Genomic DNA, 26,975 nt, shown 5'->3' on the forward strand with positions numbered 1-26,975 from the left:
CGACCTAACACGGATGACCTCTATGCTCAGTGCTTTAATTGCAACACTCGCTAATAACACATCAATTCCAGCAATCGACACCGTTAAGCCAAACTCAATTTCTTGGAGCTTTTTAAAAGATCAAAGCGTGCAATTACTACACACATTCATGCAATTACTGCCCACTTTATTATTAGGGATTGTTATTTTGGTGATTAGTTATTTAATTGCCACACCATTATCACGCTTGTTAATAAAGCCTGTTACTTACATGACCAAGAGTAAATTAGTACATCTAGTTGCTAGGCGAGGTATTAGCACCTTAATTATTTTACTCGGGTTTTATCTATTTTTACGCTTGGCAGGACTCACCGAATTCGCGGTCGCAATTATGAGTGGCACCGGATTAATTGGGCTTATTTTAGGCTTTGCCTTTCGGGATATTGCTGAGAACTTTATTGCCAGTTTACTTTTAAGTGTACAGCGTCCATTTAAAATAGATGATGTAATAGAAGTTGATGGCAGAATTGGTATTGTTAAAAAAGTAACTGCACGGGCAACCACTTTAGTTGACTACGATGGCAATCATATTCAAATACCCAATGCGACTGTGTATAAAAATACCATTAAAAACTTAACCGCTAATCCTAAAATGCGCGGTCATTTTTCAATCGGTATTGGCTACGATAATGACATTCGCGACGCACAAGGTTTGGCAATTAGTATAATATCGCAGCAAACCTCTGTGCTTAGCGATCCACCTCCCCAAGTATTGATTGATAACTTAGGCTCCGCCACTATTAACTTTACCGTTTACTTTTGGGTCAACGGCGAACAATACAGCACGGTAAAAGTAGCCTCACAGCTTATGCGAGAGTTAATCAATAGTTTTACGCAACATAATATAAGCATGCCTGACAATGCCAGAGAGCGTATATTGCTCAATAGCCAAGGTGAAGATATTTATCCCATAGCAAGCGAAGCTAAAACAGAGGCAACAGAAGAAATTAACGAGCAATCACATATTCAAAAACATAAAACCACAGAGCATGAACACAGTATTGATGATGTAAGTAGTGATACGGATGATATTCGCGAGCAAGCCGATGAATCACGCGACCCAGAGCAAGGTAAAAATATTATATAGAGAGGTTCGAGGTTCGAGGTTCGAGGTTCGAGGTTCGAGAAATTTAAAAGCCTTGCGGTTAACATTACAAGGTTTTTTATGCCTGAAGGCGATAGTTAGTCTCGCGTCGAGTTTAGGTTTTAAGCCCGCAACCCGAAGCTCGCCGCCCGCAACCTGACAGCTTATTCCAAACACAAAAAAGCCCGCAGCGTTAACTGCGAGCTTTTTTATTGAATGAGTGAGTCAGCCGGTAAGCCGGGTTCTGTCCTTTCCGAAGAAAGTGATAATCATTCGTCTAGGCCATAAATCGCTCTATGGCTCAAGCAACCTACCCGGTTCCAACGTGGGCCACGCCATAAGGAACCCTATTTGGTCTTGCTCCGAGTGGAGTTTACCTTGCAACCGACTATTACTAGCGGCCCGGTGCGCTCTTACCGCACCCTTTCACCCTTACCAATCCGAAGATTGGCGGTCTTCTCTCTGCTGCACTTGTCGTGGGCTCACGCCCCCCAGCCGTTAACTGGCACTCTGCCCTGTGGAGCCCGGACTTTCCTCCCCCTGCGCATTTTCGTTGCAGGCAGCGATTATCTTGGCTAACTCGGCGCGCAGTATACATGAGAGCACAACACTACGCAGTAAACATTTACTGTTTTTCTTCAATAATTGTTTTATAAAGCGCGTTTTTCTTCATACCAAAGTAATCGGCTACTACACCACAGGCTTTTTTCATTGGCATTTCGTTTTCGAGTAACGCTAACATTTTACGAGCTTCTGGTGGAATATCGTCAACTACCTTAGGTTTACCCGGCAGCATGAGTACTATTTCACCGCGCTGTTTAGTAGGATCGTCAGTTAAAAACTGCTTTAACTCAGTCACTGTGCCATTAAAAAAGGTTTCAAATGTTTTAGTGAGCTCTTTGGCAAATACCACTTGCTGCTCACTACCTAGCGCTGCTTCTAAATCGTCTAAGCTTGCCATAATACGGTGGGTACTTTCATACATAATGCTGGTGATGCTTGAGTTAACTGCATCAATAAAAAAGTCTTGGCGCGCTTTACTTTTAGCGGGCGTAAAGCCAACAAACTGAAAACGGTCGGTTGGCAGCCCTGAACAACATACCGCCGTAATAGCAGCGCATGCACCAGGTACAGGTGTGACAAGTGCGCCCTGCTCACGGCATAAATTAACAACGGCATAACCAGGGTCGCTTATAAGCGGCGTGCCGGCATCGGATACTAATGCAATATTTAACCCTTGATTAAGTTGATCAATAATTTGCTGCGCTTTTTGCTTTTCATTATGGTCATGTAACGCAAAGGTTTTAGCCTTAATACCAAAGTGGCTGAGTAGCTTGCCAGTATGGCGAGTGTCTTCAGCAGCGATTAAGTCAACCTGCGATAATGTCGCGATTGCACGCTGACTTAAGTCGTCATAATTGCCGATTGGGGTGGCAACAACGTAAAGAGTGCCAATTTTCTGTGAATTCTCCTCATTTAACATTGAGGTCTCCTGCGTCAGTCAGTAATATAAGCAAATCGCGTTAACGTATGGGAAATCATTGTGCGACTTAAACTAGTTAGTCTATTAATTATATTGTCAGGGTTATCGGCGTGTAGCACAACCGAAAAACCAACTAAAACCAGCGATAACTTAAATAGCAGTGCCAATACGCTGAAAAATGAAGCACTGAACGCGCAATCGATTTATCAATTAGCGCAAAACCGTTTTGGTGCAGATAAAATTCAACTGCTTTATAGTGCCCGTGATAGCGCCATTACTGAAGAAAACTGGCCGCTACTCGAAACAATATGTAGCGAACTTGCACTTACTGCCAGTGTTGATCAAATTCAAAACCGTTTATATATTGCCTTTGCACAAAAAGAGCAGAATAAAAACCAGCAAGCACTTGAAGTATTAAACTCACTTGAGGGACAACTCAAGCAACCCGAACATTTTGCCTGGCACAAATTTTTAACTGCCAGCATTTTTGCTTCTCAAAACTTGCCAAAACGTGCTGCACCCTATTTTTTTGCGGCGTCAGAATCTGCAACTAAAAACACTATTTCAATTCCTCAGCTTAGTGATGCACTTTGGAAAAATTTAAAGCAACTCTCATCTTACGCATTAGAACGATTTAACCGTGGTTCTGTGATCCAACAAGGTTGGGTTAACTTAGCTTTGTATCATCAAGTTTACGCCAACAGCTCGGTTGATTTAGACCAAGCCATTAATAATTGGCGCCGCCGTTACCTGGGGCATCCTGGTAACAATGTACTGCCAAAACAAGAAACGTATGCTAATGAATTAGCGCCAATTAATATTGAGCGTTTGGTTGTTTTACTGCCTCAGTCAGGTGCTAATAAGCGCCTTGGGGATGCCTTAAAAGCCGGTATATTGGCAGCGCTTGATAAAAAAGAGATCAACGAAACACTGTTTATAGATGAAAACACTGAAACAGAAGCGTTGAGCGCACAAATTTCTCAGTTACAGCCTGACTTTGTTATTGGTCCACTATTAAAAGCCAATATAGATAAGCTCGCTAATACCAATACATTACTCGATATACCCACCTTACATTTAAATACCTTTGATGGCGAAAGAACCTCGCTGCAACATTACTTTTTTGCGCTTAATCCTGAACATGAAGTACAGCAAACGCTAGAGCACTTTTTAGCACAGGGTTATCAAAAGCCGATGTTGTTAGCGCCAAATAATACCAATGGCCAGCGCTTAGTTGACTACTTTAATCTGCAGTGGCAACGCTATAGTGAAACAACCACGCAAGTTGGTTTTTATAACGATAACAAAGATATGCCCAATACGATTACTAGCTTGTTAGAAGTTGATAAGTCAAAAGAGCGTATTAAATCTGTTAAAGCACTTTTTAATAAAGAAGTTGAAAGCGAAACACGCTCACGTGGAGATATTGATGCCATTTACATACTCGGCGACGCCATTGAAACCCGATTAATTAAGCCTTACCTTGATGTTAATGTGAGTACCTTTGCCGATAGAATTCCTATTTACGCCAGCTCTAAAAGCCACAGTAAGCAAATAGATACCACTGACAAAGGTGATTTAGACGGACTCTACTTTACTGAACTGCCTTGGATGTTAGACTCACAAATTAAGCAACATAATCTGCGTCAGCAATACAATGATTTATGGCCTGAACAAGCCGATATAAGCCAACGTTTATTTGCGATGGCTTATGATTCCGTCACCATGCTTAACGATATTAGACAATTGAGTGTTACACCCGATAAATACTTTTCAGGGTTGAGCGGTAAATTGTCGATTAATAGTGCCGGTGATATTGAACGTTCACTGCAATGGGCTCAGTACAGCAACCGCCGAATAAAACCGGTGGAGTTAAAAACACAACGCCCTGTACCGCTATTTATGCAATCAGCTAACGATGGCATAACCATAATTAACTAAGGGGTCGACATGTCGTGGTTTAAACAGCTGTGGCAAAATAGTCGTGAAAAAGGCCAGTATTATGAGCGCCAAGCGCAAAAGTATTTAGAAGCACAAGGCTTAAAAGCGATTGAGCGTAATTACTACTGCCCCTATGGCGAACTTGATGTCATTATGAAAGACGGTGACACATTAGTATTTGTAGAAGTTAAGTTTCGTAAAAATAATATAAAAGGCGGCGCTAATTATGCTTTAAGCCCGCAAAAGCAAGCAAAATTAAGACGAACTATTTATCATTACCTCGCGGCTAAAAACTTAAAGAATCAGCCATTACGTATTGATTATGTTGCTATAACAGGCGAGCCATCACTACACATAAACTGGCTAAAAAACGTATTTTAATACCGAGCACATACAAATGAGTGAGCAATTATTACAACAGCTAAATGCATTAATGCGTAGTTAAAAATTAACAAGCTGCTTCTAAAAATCATCATCCTTAATAAAGCGGGTGTGAGCTCACACAGAATTAGATATTAATTGTTGGTAATCCATGCAAGACACAATAAAAGAAATTTTTAAAGAAAGTATTCAAGTTCAAATTGCAGCAGGTGAAGTACTTCCTAGCGCATTGGAGTCAGCGGCATTCACCATTGCACAAAGCCTGATCAATGGTAATAAACTGATATGTTGCGGCACAGCAAACTGCCACATGTTGGCACAACACATGGCTGGCGTATTAGTAAACTTTTACGAAACAGAGCGCCCTTGCTTACCTGCAATTGCCCTTTCGCAAGAAAATATTAACCTAGGTCAAGGCCATCAAATAGATGACCACGATACCTTTGCACGCCAAGTACGTGCCTTTGCTCAGCAAGGTGATTTGCTCCTTGCATTAGCAATTAATGGCAATGAAAAACATATAATTTCTGCAGTAGAAGCGGCACTAACCAAAGATATGAAGGTCATAGTAATGGTAGGTGATGATGGCGGCGAACTCGTTGGCTTACTTGGGCACAACGATGTAGAAATACGTACACCGTCTAAACGCCCTAGTCGCATTATTGAATCGCATTTAGTTAACCTTCACTGTTTAAGTGAATTGGTAGATTTAACTCTTTTCCCGCAGGATGAAAATTATGTTTAAACGCTCCCTGATTATTTTAGGCACCGTTGTGTTATTACAAGGTTGTGCTGCTGCTGTAGTGGCCGGCACAGCCAGTGCTGTTACTGCAGCAAACGATAGACGAACCATTGGCTCGCAAATAGACGACAACAACATTGAAATAAAAGCCAGCATTGCTATTAGTGAAGATGAACGTCTTAATAAGTTTGCTCATATCAGCGTTATAAGCGTTAATGGCGTGGTTTTAATGGTAGGGCAAGTTCCTAACCAAGAAATGAAAAACCAAGCGTTTAAAACCATTGAGAACCTATCTGGCATTCGTAAAATTCACAACCAACTACGCATTGGCTCTAATATTGGTATCACCACGCAAACTCACGACTCATGGTTAACCTCAAAAGTAAAAGCGCAGCTTTTAGCGGCTGAAAACATCAGCAGTAATAATATAAAAGTAGTGACTGAAAATGCCGAAGTATACTTAATGGGGCTAGTGTCTGACGCTGAAGCAAACCAAGCCGTTAATATTGCCCGTAATATCTCTGGCGTAGAGCGCGTTATTAAAGTGTTTGAGTATTTGTAAAGAATAAGGTTCGAGGTTCGAGGTTCGAGGTTCGAGGTTCGAGGTTCGAGGTTCGAGGTTCGAGAAGTTTAAAAACCTTGCGGTTAACATCGCAAGGTTTTTTTATACCTGTAGGCAATGAACCCGCTTAAAAAACCATATACACAAAGAGAAGTGAATGAGGAGTAAATGAGGAGTAAATGAGAAAACAATAACCATGAGCCCGAGTGATTAATTGTTTTTTCACTAGCTCTAAAAGCACAGCGTCTCTTAACCTCTTTGTGAATAAATTTATTACCTAAAACCACATGCGCGGAATAAACCCGCAGCTACACCAATCAATCTCAACCCATTTCTCACAGCTCGTCGCCCGTGAACTTTCACCTTTCACCTTTTCCCTTTCACCTTTCGCCTACTTTTAATCAGGTATAAAAAAACCGCTTATTAAGCGGTTTTTATCTAACATTTACGGGTTATTTTATAACGCGTAAATGTGAGCCTTTTTTCTTTTCAGGCTTAGGATCAGGTGTTTCATCAACTAGTTCAGGTGATGAATCGACACTTTCAAGCTCTGGAGCAAAATCGTCTTCGTCCTCTAAAAACTCATCTGCAGTAAAGACTGTGCCTTCGCCATTTTCGCGTGCATATATTGCAAGTACAGCCCCTAAAGGCACGTACACTTGCATTGGCTGACCGCCAAAGCGTGCGTTAAAGCTAAGCTGAGAATTATCTAACGAAAACTGCGTAACCGCTGAAGGGCTTATGTTCAATACAATTTGGCCGTCTTGGACAAACTGTGTTGGCACTTGCACTGCAGGAAAATCAGCATTAACCACTAAGTGTGGTGTGCATTCGTTATCAACAATCCAATCAAAAAAAGCGCGTAGTAAATAAGGACGATTAGAGGTCATTATAAACGGATCTCACGCTCTGCTTCAGTTAAAGAAGCTTGGAATGATTCACGTTCAAATAAACGGATCATATACTCTTTAAGTTCTTTAGAGCCTGCACCATTTAGCTCAATACCAAACTCAGGTAAACGCCATAATAGTGGAGCTAAGTAACAATCAACTAAGCTAAACTCTTCACTCATAAAGTAAGGCGCTTCACTAAAGATCGGTGCTATTGCAAGTAATGCTTCTGTCAGCTCTTTACGCGCTTGCGCTGCTTCAGACGTGTTGTTAATGATCTTTTCAGCTAGGCTGTACCAATCAGTATCAATACGGTGCATCATTAAACGACTACGACCACGCATGACCGGGTATACAGGCATTAGTGGAGGATGAGGAAAACGTTCATCAAGGTATTCCATGATGATGTTTGCCTGATATAAACCAAGCTCACGGTCAATCAGTGTTGGCACTGTACCGTAAGGGTTAATTTCGTGAAGTGCTTCTGGCAGATTATCCTTTTCAGCCATATGAATATCTACACTTACACCTTTTTCAGCAAGTACAATGCGTACTTGGTGGCTATACATACAGTTAGCACCAGAAAAAAGGGTCATTACAGGGCGCTTATTGGCAGCTACGGCCATGCCTACCTCCATTAAATAACTAAAACAGCAATAGGGGCTTAAGCCCCTATTGCAAAATTACCTTTAAATATGTTCAAACTTAATGAACATCTCTCCAGTATTCTTTCTTCAGCATAAATGCCAAGATAAATAGAATCACTAAGAATCCAAGTACCTTAATACCTAGCGCTTCCGATTCGAGACGTGTAGGTTCACCTACATACTCTAGGAAATTCGTTAAATCACGAACTGCTTGGTCATATTCATCTACACTTAATTCGCCCGTACCATCTGTTTCTGTACCAGTAATATGAGTGGTTGTTTTACCATTTACTGTTACTTCTTCAGTAATTGCGGTAGGAACACCTTGCAACTCTTGAAGAACATGTGGCATACCCACCGATGGGAATAACGTATTATTTACGCCAAACGGACGAGATTCATCTTTGTAAAACGATTTTAAATAGGTATAAATCCAATCACTGCCACGCACACGCGCAACATTTGTTAGATCCGGCGGAGCCGCACCAAACCATTTTGCAGCATCTTCTTTCTTCATTGCATTATTGATATGACTACCTACTTTTGAACCATCAAAAATAAGTTGCTCTTGACCAATCTCTGTTGGAATACCAATATCGCGGAAAGTACGTTCATAACGTTGATACTGCATTTGGTGACAACCAAGACAGTAGTTCATGAACAACTTTGCGCCACGTTGCAAAGAAGGTTGATCAGATATATCGTTACCCGCTTCCATTAGAGGAACTGACGGGCCTGCCGCCATTGCTGGTAATACGTTTACTGATAAAGCGAATAAACCAATAAGTAGCTTTTTCATCATTTCGTTAACCTCTCAGGCAATGGCTTAGTTTTTTCATTCTTACTGTAAACAAATAACAGTACGAAGAACATAAAGTAAGTCACAGTACAGATTTGCGAAACAAGCGTTTTAAAGTCAGTTTGAGGTGTAGCACCAACCCAACCTAAAAGAACGAAAGTAACTACAAAGCCTGCAATGTTCCATTTGTGGAAACCACAACGGTAACGAACTGAACGAACCGAACCACGGTCAATCCAAGGCAATAATGCTAGCACGACAATAGATGCACCCATTGCTGCAACACCCATTAGCTTGTCTGGAATCGCACGTAAGATTGCATAAAACGGCGTAAAGTACCAAACAGGGAAAATATGCGCTGGTGTTTTGAGTGGGTTTGCCGGTTCAAAGTTTGGCGCTTCTAAGAAGAAACCACCCATAGCAGGCATAAAGAACACCACCCAACAGAACAAGATTAAGAAGCCAACCACACCCACAATATCTTTTACTGTGTAATAAGGGTGGAACGGAATCGCATCAATGATGTCTTTTTTATCAGTGTAGTATTCATGGAACTTAAATTTAGGCTTATCTTCTTCAGCCACAGTTCCTTTTTTACGTTTGTTATCAATACCGTCTGGGTTGTTTGAACCCACTTCGTGTAGTGCAACAATGTGTAAAAATACTAAGATAACAATAACCAATGGCAGTGCAATTACATGTAATGCAAAAAAGCGGTTAAGCGTTGCACCCGAAATAACGTAGTCACCACGGATCCACAGTGTTAAATCATCACCAATAACCGGGATAGCCCCGAATAATGAAATGATTACCTGTGCACCCCAAAACGACATTTGACCCCATGGTAATAAGTAACCCATGAACGCTTCAGCCATTAGGGCTAGGAAAATAAACATACCGAATAACCACAGTAATTCACGTGGTTTTTGGTAAGAACCGTAGATCATGCCACGGAACATATGCATGTAAACAACGATGAAGAACGCAGATGCACCCGTTGAATGCAAATAACGTAATAACCAACCGTACTCTACATCACGCATGATGTATTCTACTGATGCAAACGCACCTTCAGCAGATGGTACATAGTTCATCGTTAACCAAATACCGGTAAGGATTTGGTTAACTAGTACTAACATAGCGAGTGAGCCAAAGAAGTACCAGAAGTTAAAGTTTTTTGGTGCTGGATACTGTGCAATGTGCATGTTCCAAACACGTGTCATTGGGATACGGTCGTCTATCCACTCAACAATTTTTCCAAACATTAGGCCACCCCTTGTTCTTCGCCCACTAAAATAGTGGTCTCATCAAGAAAAGTATATGGTGGAACTTCTAAATTTAATGGTGCAGGTACCGATTGAAATACACGGCCGGCCATATCAAACTTAGAACCGTGACATGGACAGTAAAAACCGTCATCAGTCCCTTCCACTTTCTCACCAAAGCCACCTTGTAAAAAGCTAGGTGAACAACCCAAATGCGTACAAATACCTACAGCGACAAAAATCTCTGGGCGTAATGAACGGAAATCATTGGTTGATGATTCTAATTGTTGTGGCTCTTGCGATTGCGGATCACGAAGTTGACCTTCATGTTCTTTCATCTGCTCAAGCATTTTTGGGGTCCGTGATACAACCCATACAGGTTTACCACGCCACTCGACACGTATTAATTGTCCTGGCTCAAGTTTGCTGATATCTACTTCTACAGGCGCACCCGCAGATTTAGCTCGCTCACTTGGATTCCAAGACGCAATAAAAGGAACAGCAGCCCCAGCCGCACCAACACCACCAACAACAGAGGTAGCTATGGTTAAAAAGCGACGTCGGCCATTGTCTACAGGCGCATTGCTCATCCACTTATCTCCACTATGATTCTCAACACTTGCTATATTGAGAACATCAGTTACAGCAGGTTAATTTTTCGAATTTTAAAAGAGAAACGATCATAATTAAAACCCTTGTTTAAAACAAGGTTATTCACAGCCTCCTGCTCGAATAATCCTGACTTGCTCAAATAGTTGATTAAGTTAGCTCGAGTATGAAACCAAATGACTATAGTATCGCTTCCGTAAAAACAATTTGTAAACAAGTACAATCTCACCAACTAAGTACAGTAACCACTGAATTTGGCGACATTAAACTCATTCACTTTATTTGCCCGCCAATTGTAGCAAAAAAATTCACCAATTAACTGATGGATTTAAACTAATTGCGATAATTATTTAACTTTTTTTGCGTTAGTCGGTCATTTTTAAGCTTTCGTTCAATAAATACGCATACTTGGCCTATTTTGATCAAGCTAATGTCGACATTAGTCTTAAAGGGAAAAGGTTCGGGGTTCGGGGTTCGGGGTTCGGGGTTCGGGGTTCGGGGTTCGGGGTTCGGGGTTCGGGGTTATCATGCATTTTTAATCATAGAAATCAATTTACCAAGCATTTTCCCAATACTCTCACACTCATTTAAAGCGTATTCTGTTTGTTCATAATTAATATGACCTAACTCAAAAGCAATCATTAGCTGAGTTTTTAATTCACCGACAGACCCTTTAGCCACAGAAAGAAAATAAGCTCTTTCTTTATCAGAGTAACGCTCATAACCCTCTGCAATATTGCTAGGCACTGAAACTGCGCTTCGACACATTTGATCTTTTAAGCCGAAATCCCTCAAAGCAGCAAGGGTTTGGTATACAAACAAACTTAATGAGAAAGACTTTTTCCATACATCTAAACTTTCATACCTCACAACCACTCCTTAGCCTTAATCCCGCATTCATCATAAATTATAGTAAACATATAATTTAACGCACGGAACTTAATCTCTTTCGCAGCTCGGTTCTCGTAGCCCGTTACTCGAAACTCATTATCTAAAAACAAAAAACCCAGCATAAGCTGGGTTTTTGAATTCTTGATAACGTAAAAATTAACGTTTTGAGAACTGTGGACGCTTACGCGCTTTCTTAAGACCCACTTTCTTACGTTCAACTTTACGTGCATCACGAGTAACGAAACCTGCTTTACGAAGTTGTGGACGTAATGACTCGTCAAACTCCATAAGTGCACGAGTGATACCGTGACGGATAGCACCAGCTTGACCAGTAGTACCACCACCAGCAACGGTGATGTGTAAGTCAAACTTTTCAGTCATGTCAACAAGCTCAAGAGCTTGACGAACAACCATGCGTGCTGTTTCGCGACCAAAGTACTCTTCTAAAGAGCGCTTGTTGATTACGATGTTACCAGTGCCTGGGCGTAAGAATACGCGAGCACTTGAACTTTTACGACGACCTGTACCGTAGTATTGATTTGCCATGATAGTGCTCCTTAAATGTCTAGAACCTGAGGCTGTTGTGCAGCATGATTGTGCTCAGTACCCGCGTAAACTTTAAGTTTACGGTACATAGCGCGGCCTAAAGGACCACGTGGCAACATGCCTTTAACAGCTTTTTCGATGATCATTTCAGGCTTTGCAGCTTGAAGTTTATCAAAAGTAGTAGACTTAAGACCACCTGGGAAACCAGAGTGAGCATAGTACACTTTGTCTTTGAATTTATTACCAGTAACAGTAACTTTCTCAGCGTTAATAACGATGATGTAATCACCAGTATCTACGTGCGGTGTGTACTCAGCTTTATGCTTACCGCGTAGGCGATGAGCGATTTCAGTAGCGATGCGACCTAAAGTTTTACCTTCAGCGTCAACTACGTACCAGTCACGTTTTACTGTTTCTGGTTTAGCAACAAACGTTTTCATTTATAAAAATCCAATGTTTTTCAATTAAAACCACAGGTAGTTATGTTTAACTACCGCTCTAAGTTTGCTACAACCCCTTCGAGTTTTAGACTTTTGCGCCGCTCACAAGTGGCTAAACTATATGAGGACATAGAACGCAACGTGGCAGACGCGGGAGTATACCAGCACTTAAATCACATTGCTACCGGCCGGTTGTTTTTTCCTCAAGAAAAGTTATTACTCAGCGGTCAGCGGTCAGCGGTCAGCGGTCAGCGGTCAGCGGTCAGCGGTCAGCGGTCAGCGGTCAGCGGTCAGAAAAGCTAATTATAATTTTAGATTCGAAAAAAGTACTTTCTTTGCGAAAGTAACTATTTTTTGTTAAAAAAATCTCAACTATACTTTAAAAATTAAGCATAGGGATTTTGCGTTATGAACTTTGAAAACTTAGAGGTATGGAAGCGTTCAGCCCGCCTTAGCGCTGATATTTACAGAAATACACAACTAATTAAAGACTTTAGCTTTAGAGATCAATTAACACGCTCTGGTTTATCTGTTCCTAGTAATATAGCTGAGGGCATGACAAGAGAGAGTGATAAAGAAAAAACACGCTTTTTAGATATCGCTCGCTCTTCGCTTGCTGAGGCAAGAACCCAAATATATATTGGCATCGATATTAACTATATTGATACCGACATAGGTAAGTCTTGGCTAAATGAAACAGTCCAGCTGTCAAAAATGCTAACAAGTTTGATAGCAAAAATAAAAACAAGTGAGTAACCATTCTTACTGACAGCTGAAAACTTACAGCTGACAGCTATTCTCTACTTCTGACACACCTCACAAAAAACGGTGCTGCGTTGCCCTAGGCGGATTTCGGTTAATTCGCTCTCGCAATTTACACAGGGTTGGCCTTTTCGGCCATACACTAATAACTGCTGCGCAAAGTAGCCAGGCTTACCGTCACTTTGGGCAAAGTCTTTTAACGTTGTGCCGCCTTGAGTAATTGCAGCGGCTAAGATGTCTTTTATAATTGGGATTAACGCTTGGTAGCGTTTAAGGCTTACCTTTCCGGCTTCTTTACGAGGGTCAATACCCGCTTTAAATAATGATTCGTTAGCATAAATATTACCGACCCCCACCACCACGGCGTTATTCATAATAAACTGCTTAACGGGCACTTTTTTATTACGTGATTGCTCATAAACACGTTTAGCAAAAAAGTCATCTGTGAGTGGCTCAGGGCCTAATTTAGCAAGTAGCTTATGCTCTTCATTGGGTGCTTGCCATAAACAACAACCAAAGCGGCGCGGATCGTTTAAACGAAGCGCCTTATTGTTCGCTAAAATAAACTCAACATGGTCGTGTTTTTTAAGTGGCTCGGTTTTATTTACAACGCGCAAGTTCCCTGACATCCCTAAATGCAATATAGCCGCCCCAAGCTCACATTCTAATAGCAAGTATTTTGCGCGGCGTTCAATACTGCTAACCACCAACCCCTCAAGTTGGTATACCTCATCTGGCACAGGCCAGCGCATACTGGCATTATGAATGTTTACCTTAGTAACGACTTGGTTTAGCACATGGGGGGTAATGCCCATGCGGCTAACTTCTACTTCTGGTAATTCAGGCATTTATAAAACTCACTTATGAAAAGGTAAAACTAGGAAATAATTGCTTGGCAGTGCTTAAATCAAGCAACATTAGCCGCTGACTGGTTTTCTCGAGAAGATAATACTCACCATTTGCTTCATATAATAAGTACACCCAAGGTAGGGGCTCACCCGCGAGTTCAAACGTCGCTGCCGATAGTGGCTTATTAATATCAAGCGCATCAGGTGTGGCTGTCGTCATTAACGCTGTATTTTGCCATAAATAAACAAGCTCACTAAGTTGCTTCTCTGAACCTTGCCAACTAAGCGGCACCTCTTTGATCAAAGCAGTAGTACGCCAGCTTGTACCAATGCGCTCAATTTTTTGGTCGCTAAATTCAAGTGTTAACACAAAGCTTTGCGCAGGAAGTAGTGGCTGCAGTTGCGCCTGCGTTTCATCGGATCCAATCTTTTTATGAAGACCATTTAAAAAGAAGATCATGATCAACATAGAAAAAATAATAACATTGTTCCAACCTTTGCGGCTTAATCGCATATGCAGTTCCTAATTTATATAAGGTTTTCAAGTTTAGCTAAAACTTAATTGCACTGTCTATATGTTAAAAGCTGGATACTTTGCTAGAATATCGGCAAATTTTAAGGAGTTTAGTCAATGTCAATGTATGTAGTGGGCCATAAAATCCCAGATTCAGATTCAATATGTGGTGCAATTGCACTGGCTTATTTAAAAAACCAAATTGATGAGCCGGCAATTCCAACCCGCCTTGGTGAAGTATCACCAGAAACACAGTTTATTTTAGATAAATTTGGCTTCGAAGCACCTGAGCTTAAACTTAGCTACGCTGGCGAAGACGTTTACATTGTAGACCACACAGAAAAAACCCAAGCACCTGATGATATCGACCAAGCTCGCGTTGTTGGCGTGGTTGATCACCATAAATTAGGTGACCTAACCTCATCAACCCCGCTTGAATGCTGGATCCGCCCTGTTGGTTGTTCAAACACCATCATTAAGATGATGTACGATTTTTATAACGTAGAGATCCCTAAAGATATTGCTGGCATTATGCTTTGCGCTATTTTAAGTGACACCGTTATTTTTAAATCGCCAACCTGTACCACTGCCGATATTAAATGTGTTGAAGCCCTTGCTGAAATTGCAGGCATTGAAGACTTTAAAGAACTAGGCATGGACATGTTCCGCGTTAAATCAGCCGTTGAAGATACGCCTGTACGTGATTTAGTAATGCGTGACTTTAAAGACTTTAACATGAACGGCAACCTAGTCGGTATTGGCCAATTAGAAGTTATTGACCTTGCGGTATTTGACGATATTAAAGCCGACCTTGAAGCCGACATTACCAAGCTTAAAGAAGAAGGCGGTCGCCACTCAGTATTTTTACTACTAACCGACATTATGAAAGAAGGCTCACAAATGCTGATTGCATCAGACGATGCCAGCCTTGTTGAGCAAGCTTATGGTGAAAAACCAGAAGACGGTAAAGTATGGCTAGATGGCGTATTGAGCCGTAAAAAGCAAGTAGTACCCCCACTACAAGACGCTTTTAAGAGCTAGATTCGAGGTTCCAGGTTCCAGGTTCCAGGTTCCAGGTTCGAGGTTCGAGGTTCGAGAAATTTAAAAACCTTGCGGTTAATATCGCAAGGTTTTTTTATACCTGTAGGCGGGAGTTTACCCCGCGCAGTGGGTAGGTAAGTTCGCAGCCCGCTTTTGAACCACAGAGAACACCGAGGCGCTTCGCGCTACACCGAGAAGACAGTCATTTGTAACTTCTTAATCTTGAAGTTATTTAGGAAGTAAAGTAATTAAACTCTGATCCTTTTAATACCGTCAACGAGCTTAACTTCATTAAAATTAACTAGTAGACCTGTTCTTATTCCTGTCAGCTTTAAATACGTCATCAACTGAGCAGAATGAATAGGCCGCAATTTATCAACTGCTTTTAATTCAACAATTAGCAATATATCAAGTCTATAACCTGTATCGATTGATACATTCTTATATTTTATAGGTAGTTCAGCTTGTGCAATAGCTAGCAACCCAGATTGATTTAGTTCATACATTAGACAGCTTTCATAACTAGACTCTAATAAGCCTGGACCCAAATGTTTATGAACCTCTATAGCGCAACCAATAACCTTATGAGTTAGTAAATCTGTTTCCATTGATATTTTTATCCACTTCCTTGTAATTTATTTTGACAGTATAGTCACTTTCTCGTCTAAAGGATTATTTTGAATCACAGTGAAAATCGAAGCACTAAACCGAGAAAAGCTTCAATTACTGAAATCTCAAAATCTAACAACTGTTTTTATTTTTAATCACTCCCTCTGTGCACTCTGTGGTAAATAGTGTTTTAATTTTTTCACCACAGAGAGCACCGAGGCGCTTCGCGCTACACAGAGTAATACCTTACTGAACGCTGACAGCTACCTGTTTTTATTTTTAATCACTTCCTCTGTGCACTCTGTGATCTCTGTGGTAAATAGTGTTTTAATTTTTTTGCACCACAGAGAACACCGAGGCGCTTCGCGCTACACCGAGAAATCAATTACTGATATCTGACATAATAACTGCTCTTTACCTTTAATCACTTCCTCTTTGTACTCTGTTACCTCTGTGGTAAAAAATCACTAAAAGATGCGGGATGAACCCAGAGCTACAGCTGAACGGCATAAAGCCCCGCCTTCAAAATATTTGAAAAACTCCCCTAGGCTCTAGGTTTTTACTAGCACATCGCACATCGCACATCGCACATCGCACATCGCACATCGCAAAAAATTACTCTAAACTGGTAAAAAACAATAAATAAGGACATAAAATGCACATACTTCACCATGGAGCAGTCAATGGCGTAACAGGCTCATGCCACCAGCTGATAATAAACGACCAAAGCTCTTTTCTAATTGATTGCGGACTATTCCAGGGTGAAGATTCTGTAGATGATCTAAGCATTGAATTTAATATAGACACTGTTCGCGCATTAATAGTTACCCATTGCCATATTGATCATGTTGGCCGAATTCCCTATTTACTGATGGCTGGCTTTAAAGGCCCTATATTTACCTCTGTTGCATCAGCAAGCTTATTGCCTTTAGTCATTGAAGATGCATTAAAAGTGGGCGTTACGCGAGACCAAAAAATAATAGATGCCTGCTTAAGGCTACTTAAACAACAAGTTGTAGCTGTAGACTTTAAAGCCTGGTTTGAGCTTCCTTGCAAAGGTGAACACAAAGCGAAAGCCCGACTACAACGAGCAGGGCATATTTTAGGCTCCGCTTTTGTAGAAATAGACATAAGCACGCCTCATTATAAAGCGATCAAGATTCATAGAGTGGTTTTTTCTGGTGATTTAGGGGCGCCCTATACGCCTTTACTACCCGCACCTAAAGCGCCCTATAAAGCCGATACCTTAGTCATAGAGTCAACTTATGGTGATAAAAATCACCAAGGTCGTAAACAACGTACGCAAACCTTAAAAAACGTGATTGAACGCGCCGTTGCCGATAACGGCGTAGTACTTGTGCCTGCCTTCAGTATTGGCCGCACGCAAGAGCTGTTATACGAACTTGAACAGCTAATTCATGCTTCTGCTAAAAATTCACCTTGGCGCACAATACAAGTAATACTCGACTCGCCTATGGCGGCTAATTTTACTCAGCAGTACCGAAAGTTTAAATGCTTATGGGATGAAGAGGCAAAACAAAAAGTAGCCAAAGGTCGCCACCCACTCGACTTTGAAAACCTCACTACTATAAACACCCATAGCGAGCACTTAGCGTTAATAAATTACTTAGCCAGCCGCCAAACACCTGCAATTATTCTAGCTGCAAGCGGTATGTGCACCGGCGGGCGTATAGTTAATTACTTAGAGCGCTTTTTAACCGACAAAACCACCGATGTACTCTTTGTAGGTTACCAAGGGCGCGGCACGCTGGGTCGCGATATACAAACCTATGGCCCACAAAATGGCTATGTGTTGATAAATAATACTAGGGTGAATATTAACGCCAAAATACACACTATAAGCGGTTATAGTGCTCATGCAGATCAAGCAGGTCTCATCAAATTTGTAACCGGTATGCGCAAAAAGCCCCACCATATAAAAATAGTTCACGGCGATGATGACGCTAAAAATGCACTCGCAGCAAAATACAGAGAAGTATTGGGAGATGAGGTGACGGTAGAAATTGGCAAGGGATAGGTTCGAGGTTCGGTGTTTAGCTCTAAGCTCGTTACCCGCTGCTCGCTCCCCGTTGCCCACCGCTCGTCGCCCGCAACCCGCTGCCCTTTAAATCCTGTACAAGCAAGTATATTCACGTATCATTTTAAGGCCAGTAAATAAAAGGATACCTCTTGTTTAATCTCCCCCCCACTACGATTGCACTTATTATCGTTTGTAGCGGCTCTATTATTGGGCCGCTTGGCATGGCTGGCGTTAACATCGCGATTCCCGACCTTGCTGAAGATTTACACGCAAGCGCAAAAATGATTGCGTGGATGCCCACCTTGTATTTACTCAGTAGCGTCATTTTTATGCTGCCGTGCGGTAAAATAGCAGACAACTATGGTCGCAAACGCGTGTATGCATTTGGTTTAGGTTTAAATGCACTGGCCTCGCTAATGTGTGCGTTAGCAAACTCTATTGAGTGGGTGCTTTTTTGGCGCTTTATACAAGGGGCCGCAGGCGCCATGATTTTTGGTATAGGCGTTGCCATTATTACCTCTGTCACGCCTGATAATAAACGCGGAATGGCACTGGGCATCTCTGCGGCGTGTGTGTACATAGGACTCAGTGCAGCACCTGCGGTTGGTGGCTGGCTCACTGAAATATGGGGATGGCGCGCCGTGTTTTACTCGCAAATTCCCCTGGTACTTATGCTGCTTATTGCCATTAAACTATTTTTACATGGCGAATGGAAAAACGATAAAAAATCACCGTTTGACTGGTGGGGCATGGTTATTTTCTCGCTCTTTGCACTGTGCTTAGTATTAGGATTAAGTGATTTACCGAATATAGCTGGCTGGCTATTAACCGCACTTTCAATCATTTGTTTAATGCTATTTATTGTTCACCAAAGTCGCAGTCGACGCCCCTTAATTAGAGTACAAATGTTTTTAGAAAGTCGTGTATTCAGCCTATCGTTGACTACTTCGTTTCTCATGTATGCTAGTAACTTTTCACTGGCCTTTTTGTTAAGTTTGTACCTGCAATATATAAAAGGATTAAGCCCCGCACATGCAGGACAAATAGTATTACTACAAGCGGTTTCAATGGCTATTATGGCGCCCCTAGCAGGTAAACTTGCCGATAAAATACAACCACGCTTACTTGCCACGCTAGGCTGTGTAATTGTTCTGGTTGGATTTTTTCTGTTATCCCAGTTATCGGTTAGTTCAAGCACCGCTTACATTAGCGGTTCACTGTTATTATTAGGGATTGGGTTTGGCTTATTTTCGACCCCTAACAACAATGCCATTATGGGAGCGGTGGATAAAAGTGAGCTAGGTGTGGCGTCTTCCTCAATGAACTTATCACGCACTATTGGTAATTTATTTGGTATGAGCTTAATCAACTTAATTGTGCATTATTACCTTGGTGACAGCACCTTCTCAGCGCAAAATAGCCACGCATTAATGAGCACCATTTCATTGGCGTTTAAAATGTCATTAGGGTTTGTCATGCTGGCAAGCTGTATTTCTGCACTGCGAGGTCGGGCTTAAAAGGCAGCTAGGTTCCAGGTTCCAGGTTCCAGGTTCCAGGTTCCAGGTTCCAGGTTCCAGGTTCCAGGTTCCAGATATTTAAAAACCTTGCGGCTAATATCGCAAGGTTTTTTATACCTGTAGCAGCGGGTTCACCCCCCGTCGGTATTAGAATTTAGGTTCGAGGCCCGAAGCTCGTCGCCCGTAACCCTAAGTTCGCAGCCCGTAACTTCCTCTAAAAGCGCTGCGTCTCTTAAACTCTTTGTGCATAAATATTTTAAGATCTTATTCACAAAGAGAAGTGAATGAGGAGTAAATGAGAACATAAAACCATTAGCCCAACTGGTTAATTCGAAGCTCTAGGCTGGAGGCCTGAAGCTCGTCGCTCGTAGCTCGTTACCCGATGCCCGTCGCCCGTTACCCTTTAACCAACTCTTTCATAAATTCAGTAAACTCATCGCCTAAGCTTTTATCGCGCATGCTGTATTCTACAATCGCTTTTAAATAACCGAGTTTATCGCCACAGTCGTGTGAGCGGCCACTCATATGAAACGCTTCTACCGTATCAATAGCCAATAATGCATCAATCGCATCTGTAAGCTGTATTTCACCGCCTGCGCCTACATGAGTTTTAGCGAGTAATGGCCAAATATTTTTACTTAAAACATAACGACCAACAACGGCTAAGTTTGAAGGTGCAACCTCTGCGGCTGGTTTTTCAACCATTTTTTTAATTGCTGCACTTTCACCAGCAGCAAGCTCTACACCATTAATATCAGCAATGCCGTACTTACTTACATCTTCAATAGCAACAGGCTCTAACATAATTTGACTGGCATGGGTTTGCTTAAAACGTGCGATCATCGCCGCTAAGTTTTCAGTCTTTTGATCTGCCGTATAAGCATCCAATATTACATCGGGTAACACCACAACAAAATCACTATCGCCAACTATTGGCTTGGCGCACAAAATAGCGTGCCCTAAGCCTTTAGCCTCACCTTGGCGTACATGCATAATGGTTACATCAGGTGGGCAAATAGAGCGTACTTCTTCAAGCAGGGTACGTTTTACGCGTTTTTCTAACGTGGCTTCTAACTCAAAACTGGTATCAAAATGGTTTTCAATGGCATTTTTAGAGCTATGTGTTACGAGCACAATTTCTTTAATATCCGCCGCCACGCATTCATTTACTATGTATTGAATAAGCGGTTTATCAACCAAGGGGAGCATTTCTTTAGGGATTGCCTTAGTCATTGGCAACATACGGGTGCCTAAACCGGCAACAGGAATTACAGCTTTCAAAGGTAGTCCTTTAATTTATTAAATTATCTAATTTTTTGAAATAGCATAATCAGATAGATGTAACCTTAATTAGCTAAAAGTAGTGTGGATTATAAATACTTAAAATAACATAAAATAAAAACCGAGTAGCTAGCTCGTTGTTAAAAAAAGATCAGCTTAGTTTGATGAAAATTGCTTCTCGGGTAGATTTAGTTTGCGCCTAAAGTAATTCATTACAGTGCAATAATTTATTAAAAATATAAGGTACACAGTAAAAATAGCAATAAAACCATAAAACATAACATATTCAGGTGCCAATAATATTTCACCAACAATCCCCACCGCGGCAAAAACCGAAGCAATAAAGCAAATTAGAGTTAATGTTTGTAGTGATGAAAAGCCTAAGCGTTGGCAAATATGATGTAAATGCTCACGGTCTGGCTTAAAGGGAGACTTACCATGCTTAACTCGGCGAACCATTATGGCAACCATATCCATTAATGGTACCGCAATTAACCATAAAGCGGTAACAGGGCGAATCATTGGGTTTCCTGCAGTTTGACTTGCCCCAATAAGCAGCCAAATAACAGTAAAGCCAATCATCATACTGCCAGCATCACCCATAAACACTTTTCGCTTATGGCCAACAAAGCCCAAGTTTAATAGTATGTAAGGCACCATACATACTACAAGTAGCAAACATAAGTAACTTAGGCTTTGTTCACCCGCTAATAAAAGTAATATACCAATACTTGCAAAGGTCACGATTGATAAACCACCTAATAAGCCGTCAATCCCATCGACCATATTAAACGCATTTATACAGCCAATAACAGCAAATACGGTTACCAAACCACCAAACAATCCAAGCTCTATTGCACCAAAACCGAGTAAATTACCCAGGGTATGTAGTTCTGCATTAGCAAAATAAATCATAGCTACAGATATTAGCGCTTGCACTAACATGCGTATTTTTACGCTTAAATCAAAACGATCATCTAATGCGCCTACAGCAGTTAAACCGCAAATACAAAGCATATATAAATTTGCATGATTAATCATATTAGGATGTGTATAAATATAATTAACTATAGTTATACATATTGCAACGCCACCAACTAATGGTACATTACCCGTATGCATTTTTCTGCCAGAAGGCTTATCTACGAGACCTACTCTGCGAGCTACCTTACGCATTAAAAATAAAATAGCAAAGGCAATAAAAAAAGTGAAAAGTAAGTCAATAAACATTTTAATCTCTAATAAGTTGTTTTCATTACTATATTATCTTGCAAATTCCGAAGTTATTAATCAGAACCAAACAAGTCGCGTGTATAAACTTTATCAGCAATGTCACTTAGCTCTTCAACCATACGATTCGAAACCACGACATCTGATATTAGTTTAAACTCGGCTAAACTTTTTACTACACGCGAGTGGTAAAATTCATCTGCTTCAAGTACTGGTTCAAAAACAACAACTTCAATTCCTTTTGCTTTAATACGCTTCATTATGCCTTGAATGGCAGAGGCTCTAAAGTTATCCGAACCCGACTTCATAACTAACCGATAAACACCTACTATTTTAGGTTTACGATTAATAATTGATTCCGCGATGAAATCTTTTCGTGTTCGATTCGCATCGACAATAGCACCTATAATGTTATTAGGAACATCTTTGTAATTTGCTAATAACTGTTTGGTATCTTTAGGTAGGCAGTAACCACCATAACCAAATGAAGGGTTATTGTAATGGTTACCTATGCGAGGGTCTAAACCAACCCCTTGAATAATTTGCTTACTACTTAACCCATGTGCTTCAGCATAACTATCAAGCTCATTAAAATATGCTACTCGCATTGCTAAGTACGTATTAGAAAAAAGCTTTATTGCTTCAGCTTCTGTTGAGTCAGTAAATAGCACCTCAACATCTTGCTTTATTGCACCTTGCTTAAGCAAACCTGCAAATGTTGCTGCTCGCTCGCTTTGCTCACCCACTACAATGCGAGAAGGATAAAGATTATCGTAAAGCGCTTTCCCTTCACGCAAAAACTCTGGTGAAAATATAATGTTATTTGTATTAAACTTCTCTTTTATAGATTCAGTGAAGCCAACTGGCACCGTTGATTTAATAATCATTACAGCATTTGGATTTATACCTAATACATCGGCGATAACAGATTCGACTGATGTTGTATTAAAATAATTAGTAGTTGGATCATAATCTGTCGGTGTTGCGATTACTACATAGTTAGCGTCAGCGTAGGCGGCAATTTTATCTAATGTTGCAGTAAAGTCCAATTCTTTAGTATTGAAGAATTTAGTAATTTCAGCATCAACAATCGGTGATATATTATTATTTAACAACCTCACCCTTTCTTCGATTATATCAACCGCAACAACTTGATGATATTGAGCCAATAACATCGCATTTGAAAGACCAACATAACCTGTTCCTGCAATAACGATTTTCATTTTATTTCCTATATTTGATAAAACCATTCACAGCATACCAACAAAAATACCAAGTACTTTTTAAAGAATTCAACCCGACTACATCACGATATAAACGCCATTGATAGCGAGCAGCGTTAAGTTTATTTTTTGACATCCCACTATCAGTGCGGTAGTGAGCAAGTACCAAAGGTATGCCATGAGCAAAACCACAAAGCTTCAATAAAATAAGCCACAAGCCCATATCCTGTCTTTTGCGAATCAATGGCATTGTTTGCCTTCCCAAAACATCAGCATTAAACATAACGGTAAGACAACCTATCACACAACCATATAGCAATTTATTATGAGTAATGATACTAGGTGGTATGATCTCACCATTCATTCCTGAATCAGAAAACTTTTGGTAACCCGTGTAAGTAAATGCAACACCCGTATTTTCCATATAGGCCACTTGGATGCTGAGTTTGTTAGGTAACCACAAATCATCAGAGTCTAAGAACGCAATGTATTTACCTTTAGAACGATTTATAGATTTGTTACGGGAAAAACCTGCTCCAGAATTTACCGAGTTAACATCAATAGTAATCCGCGGGTCGTTAATAGCAAATTGACGCACTATCTCTACCGTATTATCAGTTGATGCGTCATCAGTTATAAGTAATTCCCAATATGGATAATCCTGCTTTAAAATACTATCTATACTTTCAACTATAGTACCTGATGAATTATGGGTAGGCATTATTATTGATACTAAAGAGTTTATTTTTTCGTCCATTAAAAATCCAATTTAAACAAATTTCAAGCCAAAAGCTTAACGATGATTTGATGTCAAAATAATATATTATTCAGAACTTTTTTTACTAACTTTAATGCACATTTCTGACTTGAAGATTCGGCATAGCAACGCAGCTCAGGAGCATTGCCTGAAGGACGAAGGTGCACAACGTCGCCGCTATCGAGCGTTATGCGCAAGCCATCTGTATTATCTATACTAATAATATCAAAATCGTTTAAACCAAGCTGAATTAACAAACCATTAGGGTCTACTAGGCCTGCACTAATAATCTCTAAGCTCTTACAGCGTTCAAAATTTTTAATCCGGTCGCTAGCAGTATAAATACGAGGTAAATCAGTTACCAATTCTGAAATACTAGCAGAACCTAAACTAGTTAAAACAGCTAATGCAGGCAGAAGTGCGTCCCGTGTAGGCAAAGAGTTAAGCACCACACCGTTAACGTTTATGTCAGTACCTAACAAGAAACCACCATTAGCCTCGAACCCTGCAACACGGGAGTTTGAAACTTTTTTTAGGTTATCAAAAGCAGCTATGACATAAGGTGAGCCTATTTTTGTTCGCATAACTTTTGCAAATGAGCCACACCTTTCAATTGCTGAATTACAGTTAACCGGTACCGCTAATGTATCAATTTTTAAGATTTTAGCTGCAAGCAGACAGAGAATATCACCACGTAAATAGTTACCAATTTCATCTGACAATAGAGGTCTATCGCCGTCTCCATCAGTTGAAAAAATAGCATCAAGCTTAAACTCATTCCGCCAAGCGACAGCCATATCTATATCAGATTGGCAAACTGCCTCAGTATCAATTGGTATAAAATGCTCACTACGCCCAAGACAAATAACCTGTGCTCCTAGCCTCTGAAACAAACCTGAGTATAAATCACGACCTGCACTTGAATGCTCATAAACACCAATACGTTTACCCTTTAATGAATCATTTCTAAATATATTTATATATCGGGCTACATAAGCGTTAGCGGCTCGTTTAGAAACAAGCGGCAAAGTCATGATTGTAAAATCAATGAACTCAGTGTCTGAAGTTAAAATTGCAACTTCGTCTGTTTTATTTATTTCACCATCTGGTCGATAAAATTTCAGGCCGTTTCTATCAAATGGGATATGGCTACCAGTGATCATAATAGCAGGAATATAATCAGACATTGAAGTAACAGCAAGCGCTGGTGTTGGAATAACCCCGTAGTAATCAACTTGAATATCTAAAGCTTTTGCTGCCGAAATACATGCAGCAGCAATATTCGAACTGCTCGGACGATTATCAATCGCTATAGCTAATTTATTAAAATCAAACTGTTGTTGCATAACTTTAATGAAAGCTAAAGTGAACGCGACACAAACCTCTGCAGTAAAATCAGTAACAAGCCCCCTTGCTCCACTTGTACCAAAGCTTATTTTACTATTACGAATTATTTCAGAAACGATTTTTTTTTTCATTTATCCAACCTACCATATCTATCTTCAAAGCGAACAATATCGTCCTCTCCAAGATAAGAACCAGATTGAACTTCAATTAATTCCAGAGGAACTTTGCCTGGATTCTCTAACGCATGAATAATACCTACAGGGATAAAAGTTGATTGATTCTCTGTTAGTAAAATATTTTCATTGCCATTAGTTACTCTGGCTGTACCCGAGACCACAATCCAATGCTCTGCACGGTGGTGATGCATTTGAACCGACAATTTAGCACCTGGTTTAACTGTTATACGCTTGACTTGAAAGCGCTCACCGTTATCAACCGAGTCATACTTACCCCAAGGACGATAGACTTCCCTATGAAAAGTAGCTTCGCTTCGATGCTCATCTTTTAGCTGCTGTACTATTGCTTTAACTTTTTGTGATTCATTTTTATGTGCAACTAATACAGCGTCTTTAGTATTTATGATTACTAGGTCTTCAACACCGACTGCTGCTATTAATTTGTCATCGCTATAAACTAATGTATTTTTTGTATTTATAGCTTTTACATCACCATTAAATGCATTGCCGCTTTCATCTTGTTTTGATACTTCCCACAAGGCAGCAAAACCACCTACATCGTTCCACCCCGCATCCATAGGGACTACAACTGCATCTTTGGTATGTTCCATTACTGCATAATCTATAGACTCATCTGGACATGCTTCAAACGCAGTTTTATCAACACGAATAAAATCCATATCATCACTCTGAGCTTTCATCGCACTTAAACATGCTGAATAAATATCAGGGCAGTATGTTTTTAATTCTTCTAAATAGCGACTGGCTTTAAATATAAACATGCCACTATTCCAATAATAATTACCACTTTCTATGTACTGTTTTGCAACATCCAAACTTGGTTTTTCTACAAACTTATCAACCACAAACCCTGTTTGGTATTGTTCACCACGTTTTATATAACCATAACCGGTTTCTGGCTTATCACCAACTATCCCAAAAGTAACTAATTTGCCCTGTTTTGCAAGCTCGGATGCTTGACTAATACTTTTTTGAAATGCCGCAGTGTCTTTAATGACATGATCAGCAGCAAGTACAAGTAGTAAAGCATCGTCTTCTTTTTCAACCGCTTTTAAAGCAGCTAATGCAATAGCTGGCGCAGTATTTCGCCCTACGGGTTCTAAAAATATACCCGAGTGTTCTATATCTAATTGACGAACTTGCTCAGCAGCAATAAAGCGGTGTTCTTCATTACAAATGAGCATAACTGGGGCATGATCAATACCGTTTAAACGGGTTATTGTTTGTTGTAGCATAGTTGAGTTTGCGTCTTCTAATGCTAAAAATTGCTTTGGATAATTACCTCGTGA

27 protein-coding genes and 1 other RNA gene are annotated in these 26,975 nt (G+C 40.5%); 9 read left to right on the top strand and 19 right to left on the bottom strand.

The genetic code is table 11. The features are described from left to right. The first annotated feature begins 22 nt into the window (after positions 1-22). Positions 23-1,126, top strand: coding sequence for a mechanosensitive ion channel family protein (locus N523_RS0104520; RefSeq protein WP_028834445.1), 1,104 nt, complete (start codon positions 23-25; stop codon positions 1,124-1,126). Positions 1,127-1,340: 214 nt separating this feature from the next. Here N523_RS0104520 and rnpB read toward each other — a convergent pair. Together rnpB and rsmI are read right to left on the bottom strand one after the other, a co-directional pair. Continuing rightward, positions 1,341-1,706: RNase P RNA component class A (rnpB, locus tag N523_RS19200), an RNA gene on the bottom strand. A gap of 42 nt (positions 1,707-1,748) precedes the next feature. Beyond that, positions 1,749-2,606, bottom strand: a complete 858-nt coding sequence (gene rsmI, locus N523_RS0104525) for a 16S rRNA (cytidine(1402)-2'-O)-methyltransferase (RefSeq protein WP_024601335.1) — start codon at positions 2,604-2,606, stop codon at positions 1,749-1,751. A gap of 60 nt (positions 2,607-2,666) precedes the next feature. Here rsmI and N523_RS0104530 point away from each other — a divergent pair, with 60 nt between their 5' ends. From N523_RS0104530 to dolP, 4 genes are all read left to right on the top strand, one after another. Then, positions 2,667-4,547, top strand: a complete 1,881-nt coding sequence (locus N523_RS0104530; RefSeq protein WP_016899511.1) for a penicillin-binding protein activator — start codon at positions 2,667-2,669, stop codon at positions 4,545-4,547. Positions 4,548-4,556: 9 nt separating this feature from the next. Continuing rightward, on the top strand, positions 4,557-4,928 hold the full coding sequence (locus N523_RS0104535; protein ID WP_016899512.1) for a YraN family protein: 372 nt from the start codon (positions 4,557-4,559) through the stop codon (positions 4,926-4,928). A gap of 151 nt (positions 4,929-5,079) precedes the next feature. Further along, complete coding sequence (locus tag N523_RS0104540) at positions 5,080-5,673, top strand: SIS domain-containing protein (RefSeq protein WP_013464044.1); 594 nt, start codon at positions 5,080-5,082, stop codon at positions 5,671-5,673. Continuing rightward, complete coding sequence (gene dolP / locus N523_RS0104545; RefSeq protein WP_013464043.1) at positions 5,666-6,232, top strand: division/outer membrane stress-associated lipid-binding lipoprotein; 567 nt, start codon at positions 5,666-5,668, stop codon at positions 6,230-6,232. Before N523_RS0104540 ends, dolP begins: the two co-directional genes overlap by 8 nt. A gap of 452 nt (positions 6,233-6,684) precedes the next feature. On the opposite strand, the gene N523_RS0104550 is transcribed toward dolP, so the two are convergent. From N523_RS0104550 to rplM, 8 genes are all read right to left on the bottom strand, one after another. Then, positions 6,685-7,122, bottom strand: coding sequence for a ClpXP protease specificity-enhancing factor (locus N523_RS0104550; RefSeq protein ID WP_028834446.1), 438 nt, complete (start codon positions 7,120-7,122; stop codon positions 6,685-6,687). Then, positions 7,122-7,748, bottom strand: a complete 627-nt coding sequence (sspA, locus tag N523_RS0104555; RefSeq protein ID WP_013464041.1) for a stringent starvation protein SspA — start codon at positions 7,746-7,748, stop codon at positions 7,122-7,124. The genes N523_RS0104550 and sspA overlap by 1 nt, the downstream gene beginning before the upstream one ends. Positions 7,749-7,827: 79 nt before the next feature. Then, complete coding sequence (locus N523_RS0104560) at positions 7,828-8,571, bottom strand: cytochrome c1 (protein ID WP_008110862.1); 744 nt, start codon at positions 8,569-8,571, stop codon at positions 7,828-7,830. Continuing rightward, positions 8,568-9,833, bottom strand: a complete 1,266-nt coding sequence (locus tag N523_RS0104565; RefSeq protein ID WP_008110864.1) for a cytochrome b — start codon at positions 9,831-9,833, stop codon at positions 8,568-8,570. Before N523_RS0104565 ends, N523_RS0104560 begins: the two co-directional genes overlap by 4 nt. Next, on the bottom strand, positions 9,833-10,423 hold the full coding sequence (gene petA, locus N523_RS0104570; protein ID WP_008110867.1) for a ubiquinol-cytochrome c reductase iron-sulfur subunit: 591 nt from the start codon (positions 10,421-10,423) through the stop codon (positions 9,833-9,835). The genes N523_RS0104565 and petA overlap by 1 nt, the downstream gene beginning before the upstream one ends. A gap of 544 nt (positions 10,424-10,967) precedes the next feature. Continuing rightward, complete coding sequence (locus tag N523_RS0104575; protein WP_028834447.1) at positions 10,968-11,312, bottom strand: four helix bundle protein; 345 nt, start codon at positions 11,310-11,312, stop codon at positions 10,968-10,970. Between the two features lie 177 nt (positions 11,313-11,489). Continuing rightward, entirely contained in the window at positions 11,490-11,882 is a 393-nt protein-coding gene (gene rpsI, locus N523_RS0104585; protein WP_024600778.1) for a 30S ribosomal protein S9, read from the bottom strand. Between the two features lie 8 nt (positions 11,883-11,890). Further along, the gene (gene rplM / locus N523_RS0104590) at positions 11,891-12,319 is read right to left on the bottom strand and encodes a 50S ribosomal protein L13 (RefSeq protein WP_002957960.1); all 429 of its coding nucleotides are present in this window, start codon (positions 12,317-12,319) and stop codon (positions 11,891-11,893) included. Positions 12,320-12,727: 408 nt separating this feature from the next. Here rplM and N523_RS0104605 point away from each other — a divergent pair, with 408 nt between their 5' ends. Continuing rightward, positions 12,728-13,075 carry a four helix bundle protein gene (locus N523_RS0104605; RefSeq protein ID WP_028834448.1) on the top strand — a complete coding sequence of 116 codons (348 nt, stop codon included), beginning with the start codon at positions 12,728-12,730 and terminating at the stop codon, positions 13,073-13,075. Between the two features lie 44 nt (positions 13,076-13,119). On the opposite strand, the gene mutM is transcribed toward N523_RS0104605, so the two are convergent. Further along, the gene (mutM, locus tag N523_RS0104610) at positions 13,120-13,929 is read right to left on the bottom strand and encodes a bifunctional DNA-formamidopyrimidine glycosylase/DNA-(apurinic or apyrimidinic site) lyase (RefSeq protein WP_028834449.1); all 810 of its coding nucleotides are present in this window, start codon (positions 13,927-13,929) and stop codon (positions 13,120-13,122) included. Between the two features lie 13 nt (positions 13,930-13,942). Continuing rightward, complete coding sequence (locus N523_RS0104615; protein ID WP_028834450.1) at positions 13,943-14,443, bottom strand: hypothetical protein; 501 nt, start codon at positions 14,441-14,443, stop codon at positions 13,943-13,945. Positions 14,444-14,560: 117 nt separating this feature from the next. Between N523_RS0104615 and N523_RS0104620 the strand changes: the two genes are divergently transcribed. After that, the gene (locus N523_RS0104620) at positions 14,561-15,484 is read left to right on the top strand and encodes a manganese-dependent inorganic pyrophosphatase (RefSeq protein WP_028834451.1); all 924 of its coding nucleotides are present in this window, start codon (positions 14,561-14,563) and stop codon (positions 15,482-15,484) included. Between the two features lie 248 nt (positions 15,485-15,732). On the opposite strand, the gene N523_RS0104625 is transcribed toward N523_RS0104620, so the two are convergent. After that, positions 15,733-16,092 carry a GxxExxY protein gene (locus N523_RS0104625; RefSeq protein ID WP_028834452.1) on the bottom strand — a complete coding sequence of 120 codons (360 nt, stop codon included), beginning with the start codon at positions 16,090-16,092 and terminating at the stop codon, positions 15,733-15,735. A gap of 656 nt (positions 16,093-16,748) precedes the next feature. Here N523_RS0104625 and N523_RS0104630 point away from each other — a divergent pair. Together N523_RS0104630 and N523_RS0104635 are read left to right on the top strand one after the other, a co-directional pair. Continuing rightward, positions 16,749-18,131, top strand: coding sequence for an MBL fold metallo-hydrolase RNA specificity domain-containing protein (locus N523_RS0104630; protein ID WP_028834453.1), 1,383 nt, complete (start codon positions 16,749-16,751; stop codon positions 18,129-18,131). 152 nt (positions 18,132-18,283) lie between these two features. Next, positions 18,284-19,651 carry an MFS transporter gene (locus N523_RS0104635; RefSeq protein WP_028834454.1) on the top strand — a complete coding sequence of 456 codons (1,368 nt, stop codon included), beginning with the start codon at positions 18,284-18,286 and terminating at the stop codon, positions 19,649-19,651. 396 nt (positions 19,652-20,047) lie between these two features. Here the strand turns inward: N523_RS0104635 and galU are convergent, their stop codons facing one another. From galU to N523_RS0104665, 6 genes are all read right to left on the bottom strand, one after another. Then, positions 20,048-20,932 (bottom strand): UTP--glucose-1-phosphate uridylyltransferase GalU, encoded by an 885-nt coding sequence (galU, locus tag N523_RS0104640; RefSeq protein ID WP_028834455.1) that lies wholly within the window; start codon positions 20,930-20,932, stop codon positions 20,048-20,050. 156 nt (positions 20,933-21,088) lie between these two features. Then, on the bottom strand, positions 21,089-22,162 hold the full coding sequence (gene wecA / locus N523_RS0104645) for a UDP-N-acetylglucosamine--undecaprenyl-phosphate N-acetylglucosaminephosphotransferase (protein WP_028834456.1): 1,074 nt from the start codon (positions 22,160-22,162) through the stop codon (positions 21,089-21,091). 56 nt (positions 22,163-22,218) lie between these two features. Next, positions 22,219-23,385: a nucleotide sugar dehydrogenase gene (locus N523_RS0104650; protein WP_028834457.1), complete on the bottom strand. Its 1,167-nt coding sequence runs from the start codon at positions 23,383-23,385 to the stop codon at positions 22,219-22,221. A 1-nt stretch (position 23,386) separates the two neighbouring features. Next, entirely contained in the window at positions 23,387-24,142 is a 756-nt protein-coding gene (locus N523_RS0104655) for a glycosyltransferase family 2 protein (protein ID WP_028834458.1), read from the bottom strand. 53 nt (positions 24,143-24,195) lie between these two features. Then, complete coding sequence (locus tag N523_RS0104660) at positions 24,196-25,620, bottom strand: phosphomannomutase (RefSeq protein ID WP_028834459.1); 1,425 nt, start codon at positions 25,618-25,620, stop codon at positions 24,196-24,198. Next, on the bottom strand, positions 25,617-26,975 hold a 1,359-nt coding region (locus N523_RS0104665), incomplete at its 5' end, for a mannose-1-phosphate guanylyltransferase/mannose-6-phosphate isomerase (protein ID WP_028834460.1). The genes N523_RS0104665 and N523_RS0104660, both read right to left, overlap by 4 nt.

Source organism: Pseudoalteromonas sp. 23_GOM-1509m, from assembly GCF_000518425.1.
In the GTDB taxonomy this organism is placed as follows: Bacteria; Pseudomonadota; Gammaproteobacteria; order Enterobacterales; family Alteromonadaceae; genus Pseudoalteromonas; species Pseudoalteromonas tetraodonis.

Coding starts and splice junctions, on each gene's coding strand:
- N523_RS0104520 (WP_028834445.1), top strand. CDS start 23: ATGCTCAGTGCTTTAATTGCAACACTCGCTAATAACACATCAATTCCA.
- rsmI (WP_024601335.1), bottom strand. CDS start 2,606: ATGTTAAATGAGGAGAATTCACAGAAAATTGGCACTCTTTACGTTGTT.
- N523_RS0104535 (WP_016899512.1), top strand. CDS start 4,557: ATGTCGTGGTTTAAACAGCTGTGGCAAAATAGTCGTGAAAAAGGCCAG.
- N523_RS0104540 (WP_013464044.1), top strand. CDS start 5,080: ATGCAAGACACAATAAAAGAAATTTTTAAAGAAAGTATTCAAGTTCAA.
- dolP (WP_013464043.1), top strand. CDS start 5,666: ATGTTTAAACGCTCCCTGATTATTTTAGGCACCGTTGTGTTATTACAA.
- N523_RS0104550 (WP_028834446.1), bottom strand. CDS start 7,122: ATGACCTCTAATCGTCCTTATTTACTACGCGCTTTTTTTGATTGGATT.
- sspA (WP_013464041.1), bottom strand. CDS start 7,748: ATGGCCGTAGCTGCCAATAAGCGCCCTGTAATGACCCTTTTTTCTGGT.
- N523_RS0104560 (WP_008110862.1), bottom strand. CDS start 8,571: ATGATGAAAAAGCTACTTATTGGTTTATTCGCTTTATCAGTAAACGTA.
- N523_RS0104565 (WP_008110864.1), bottom strand. CDS start 9,833: ATGTTTGGAAAAATTGTTGAGTGGATAGACGACCGTATCCCAATGACA.
- petA (WP_008110867.1), bottom strand. CDS start 10,423: ATGAGCAATGCGCCTGTAGACAATGGCCGACGTCGCTTTTTAACCATA.
- rplM (WP_002957960.1), bottom strand. CDS start 12,319: ATGAAAACGTTTGTTGCTAAACCAGAAACAGTAAAACGTGACTGGTAC.
- N523_RS0104605 (WP_028834448.1), top strand. CDS start 12,728: ATGAACTTTGAAAACTTAGAGGTATGGAAGCGTTCAGCCCGCCTTAGC.
- mutM (WP_028834449.1), bottom strand. CDS start 13,929: ATGCCTGAATTACCAGAAGTAGAAGTTAGCCGCATGGGCATTACCCCC.
- N523_RS0104615 (WP_028834450.1), bottom strand. CDS start 14,443: ATGCGATTAAGCCGCAAAGGTTGGAACAATGTTATTATTTTTTCTATG.
- N523_RS0104620 (WP_028834451.1), top strand. CDS start 14,561: ATGTCAATGTATGTAGTGGGCCATAAAATCCCAGATTCAGATTCAATA.
- N523_RS0104625 (WP_028834452.1), bottom strand. CDS start 16,092: ATGGAAACAGATTTACTAACTCATAAGGTTATTGGTTGCGCTATAGAG.
- N523_RS0104630 (WP_028834453.1), top strand. CDS start 16,749: ATGCACATACTTCACCATGGAGCAGTCAATGGCGTAACAGGCTCATGC.
- wecA (WP_028834456.1), bottom strand. CDS start 22,162: ATGTTTATTGACTTACTTTTCACTTTTTTTATTGCCTTTGCTATTTTA.
- N523_RS0104650 (WP_028834457.1), bottom strand. CDS start 23,385: ATGAAAATCGTTATTGCAGGAACAGGTTATGTTGGTCTTTCAAATGCG.
- N523_RS0104655 (WP_028834458.1), bottom strand. CDS start 24,142: ATGGACGAAAAAATAAACTCTTTAGTATCAATAATAATGCCTACCCAT.
- N523_RS0104660 (WP_028834459.1), bottom strand. CDS start 25,620: ATGAAAAAAAAAATCGTTTCTGAAATAATTCGTAATAGTAAAATAAGC.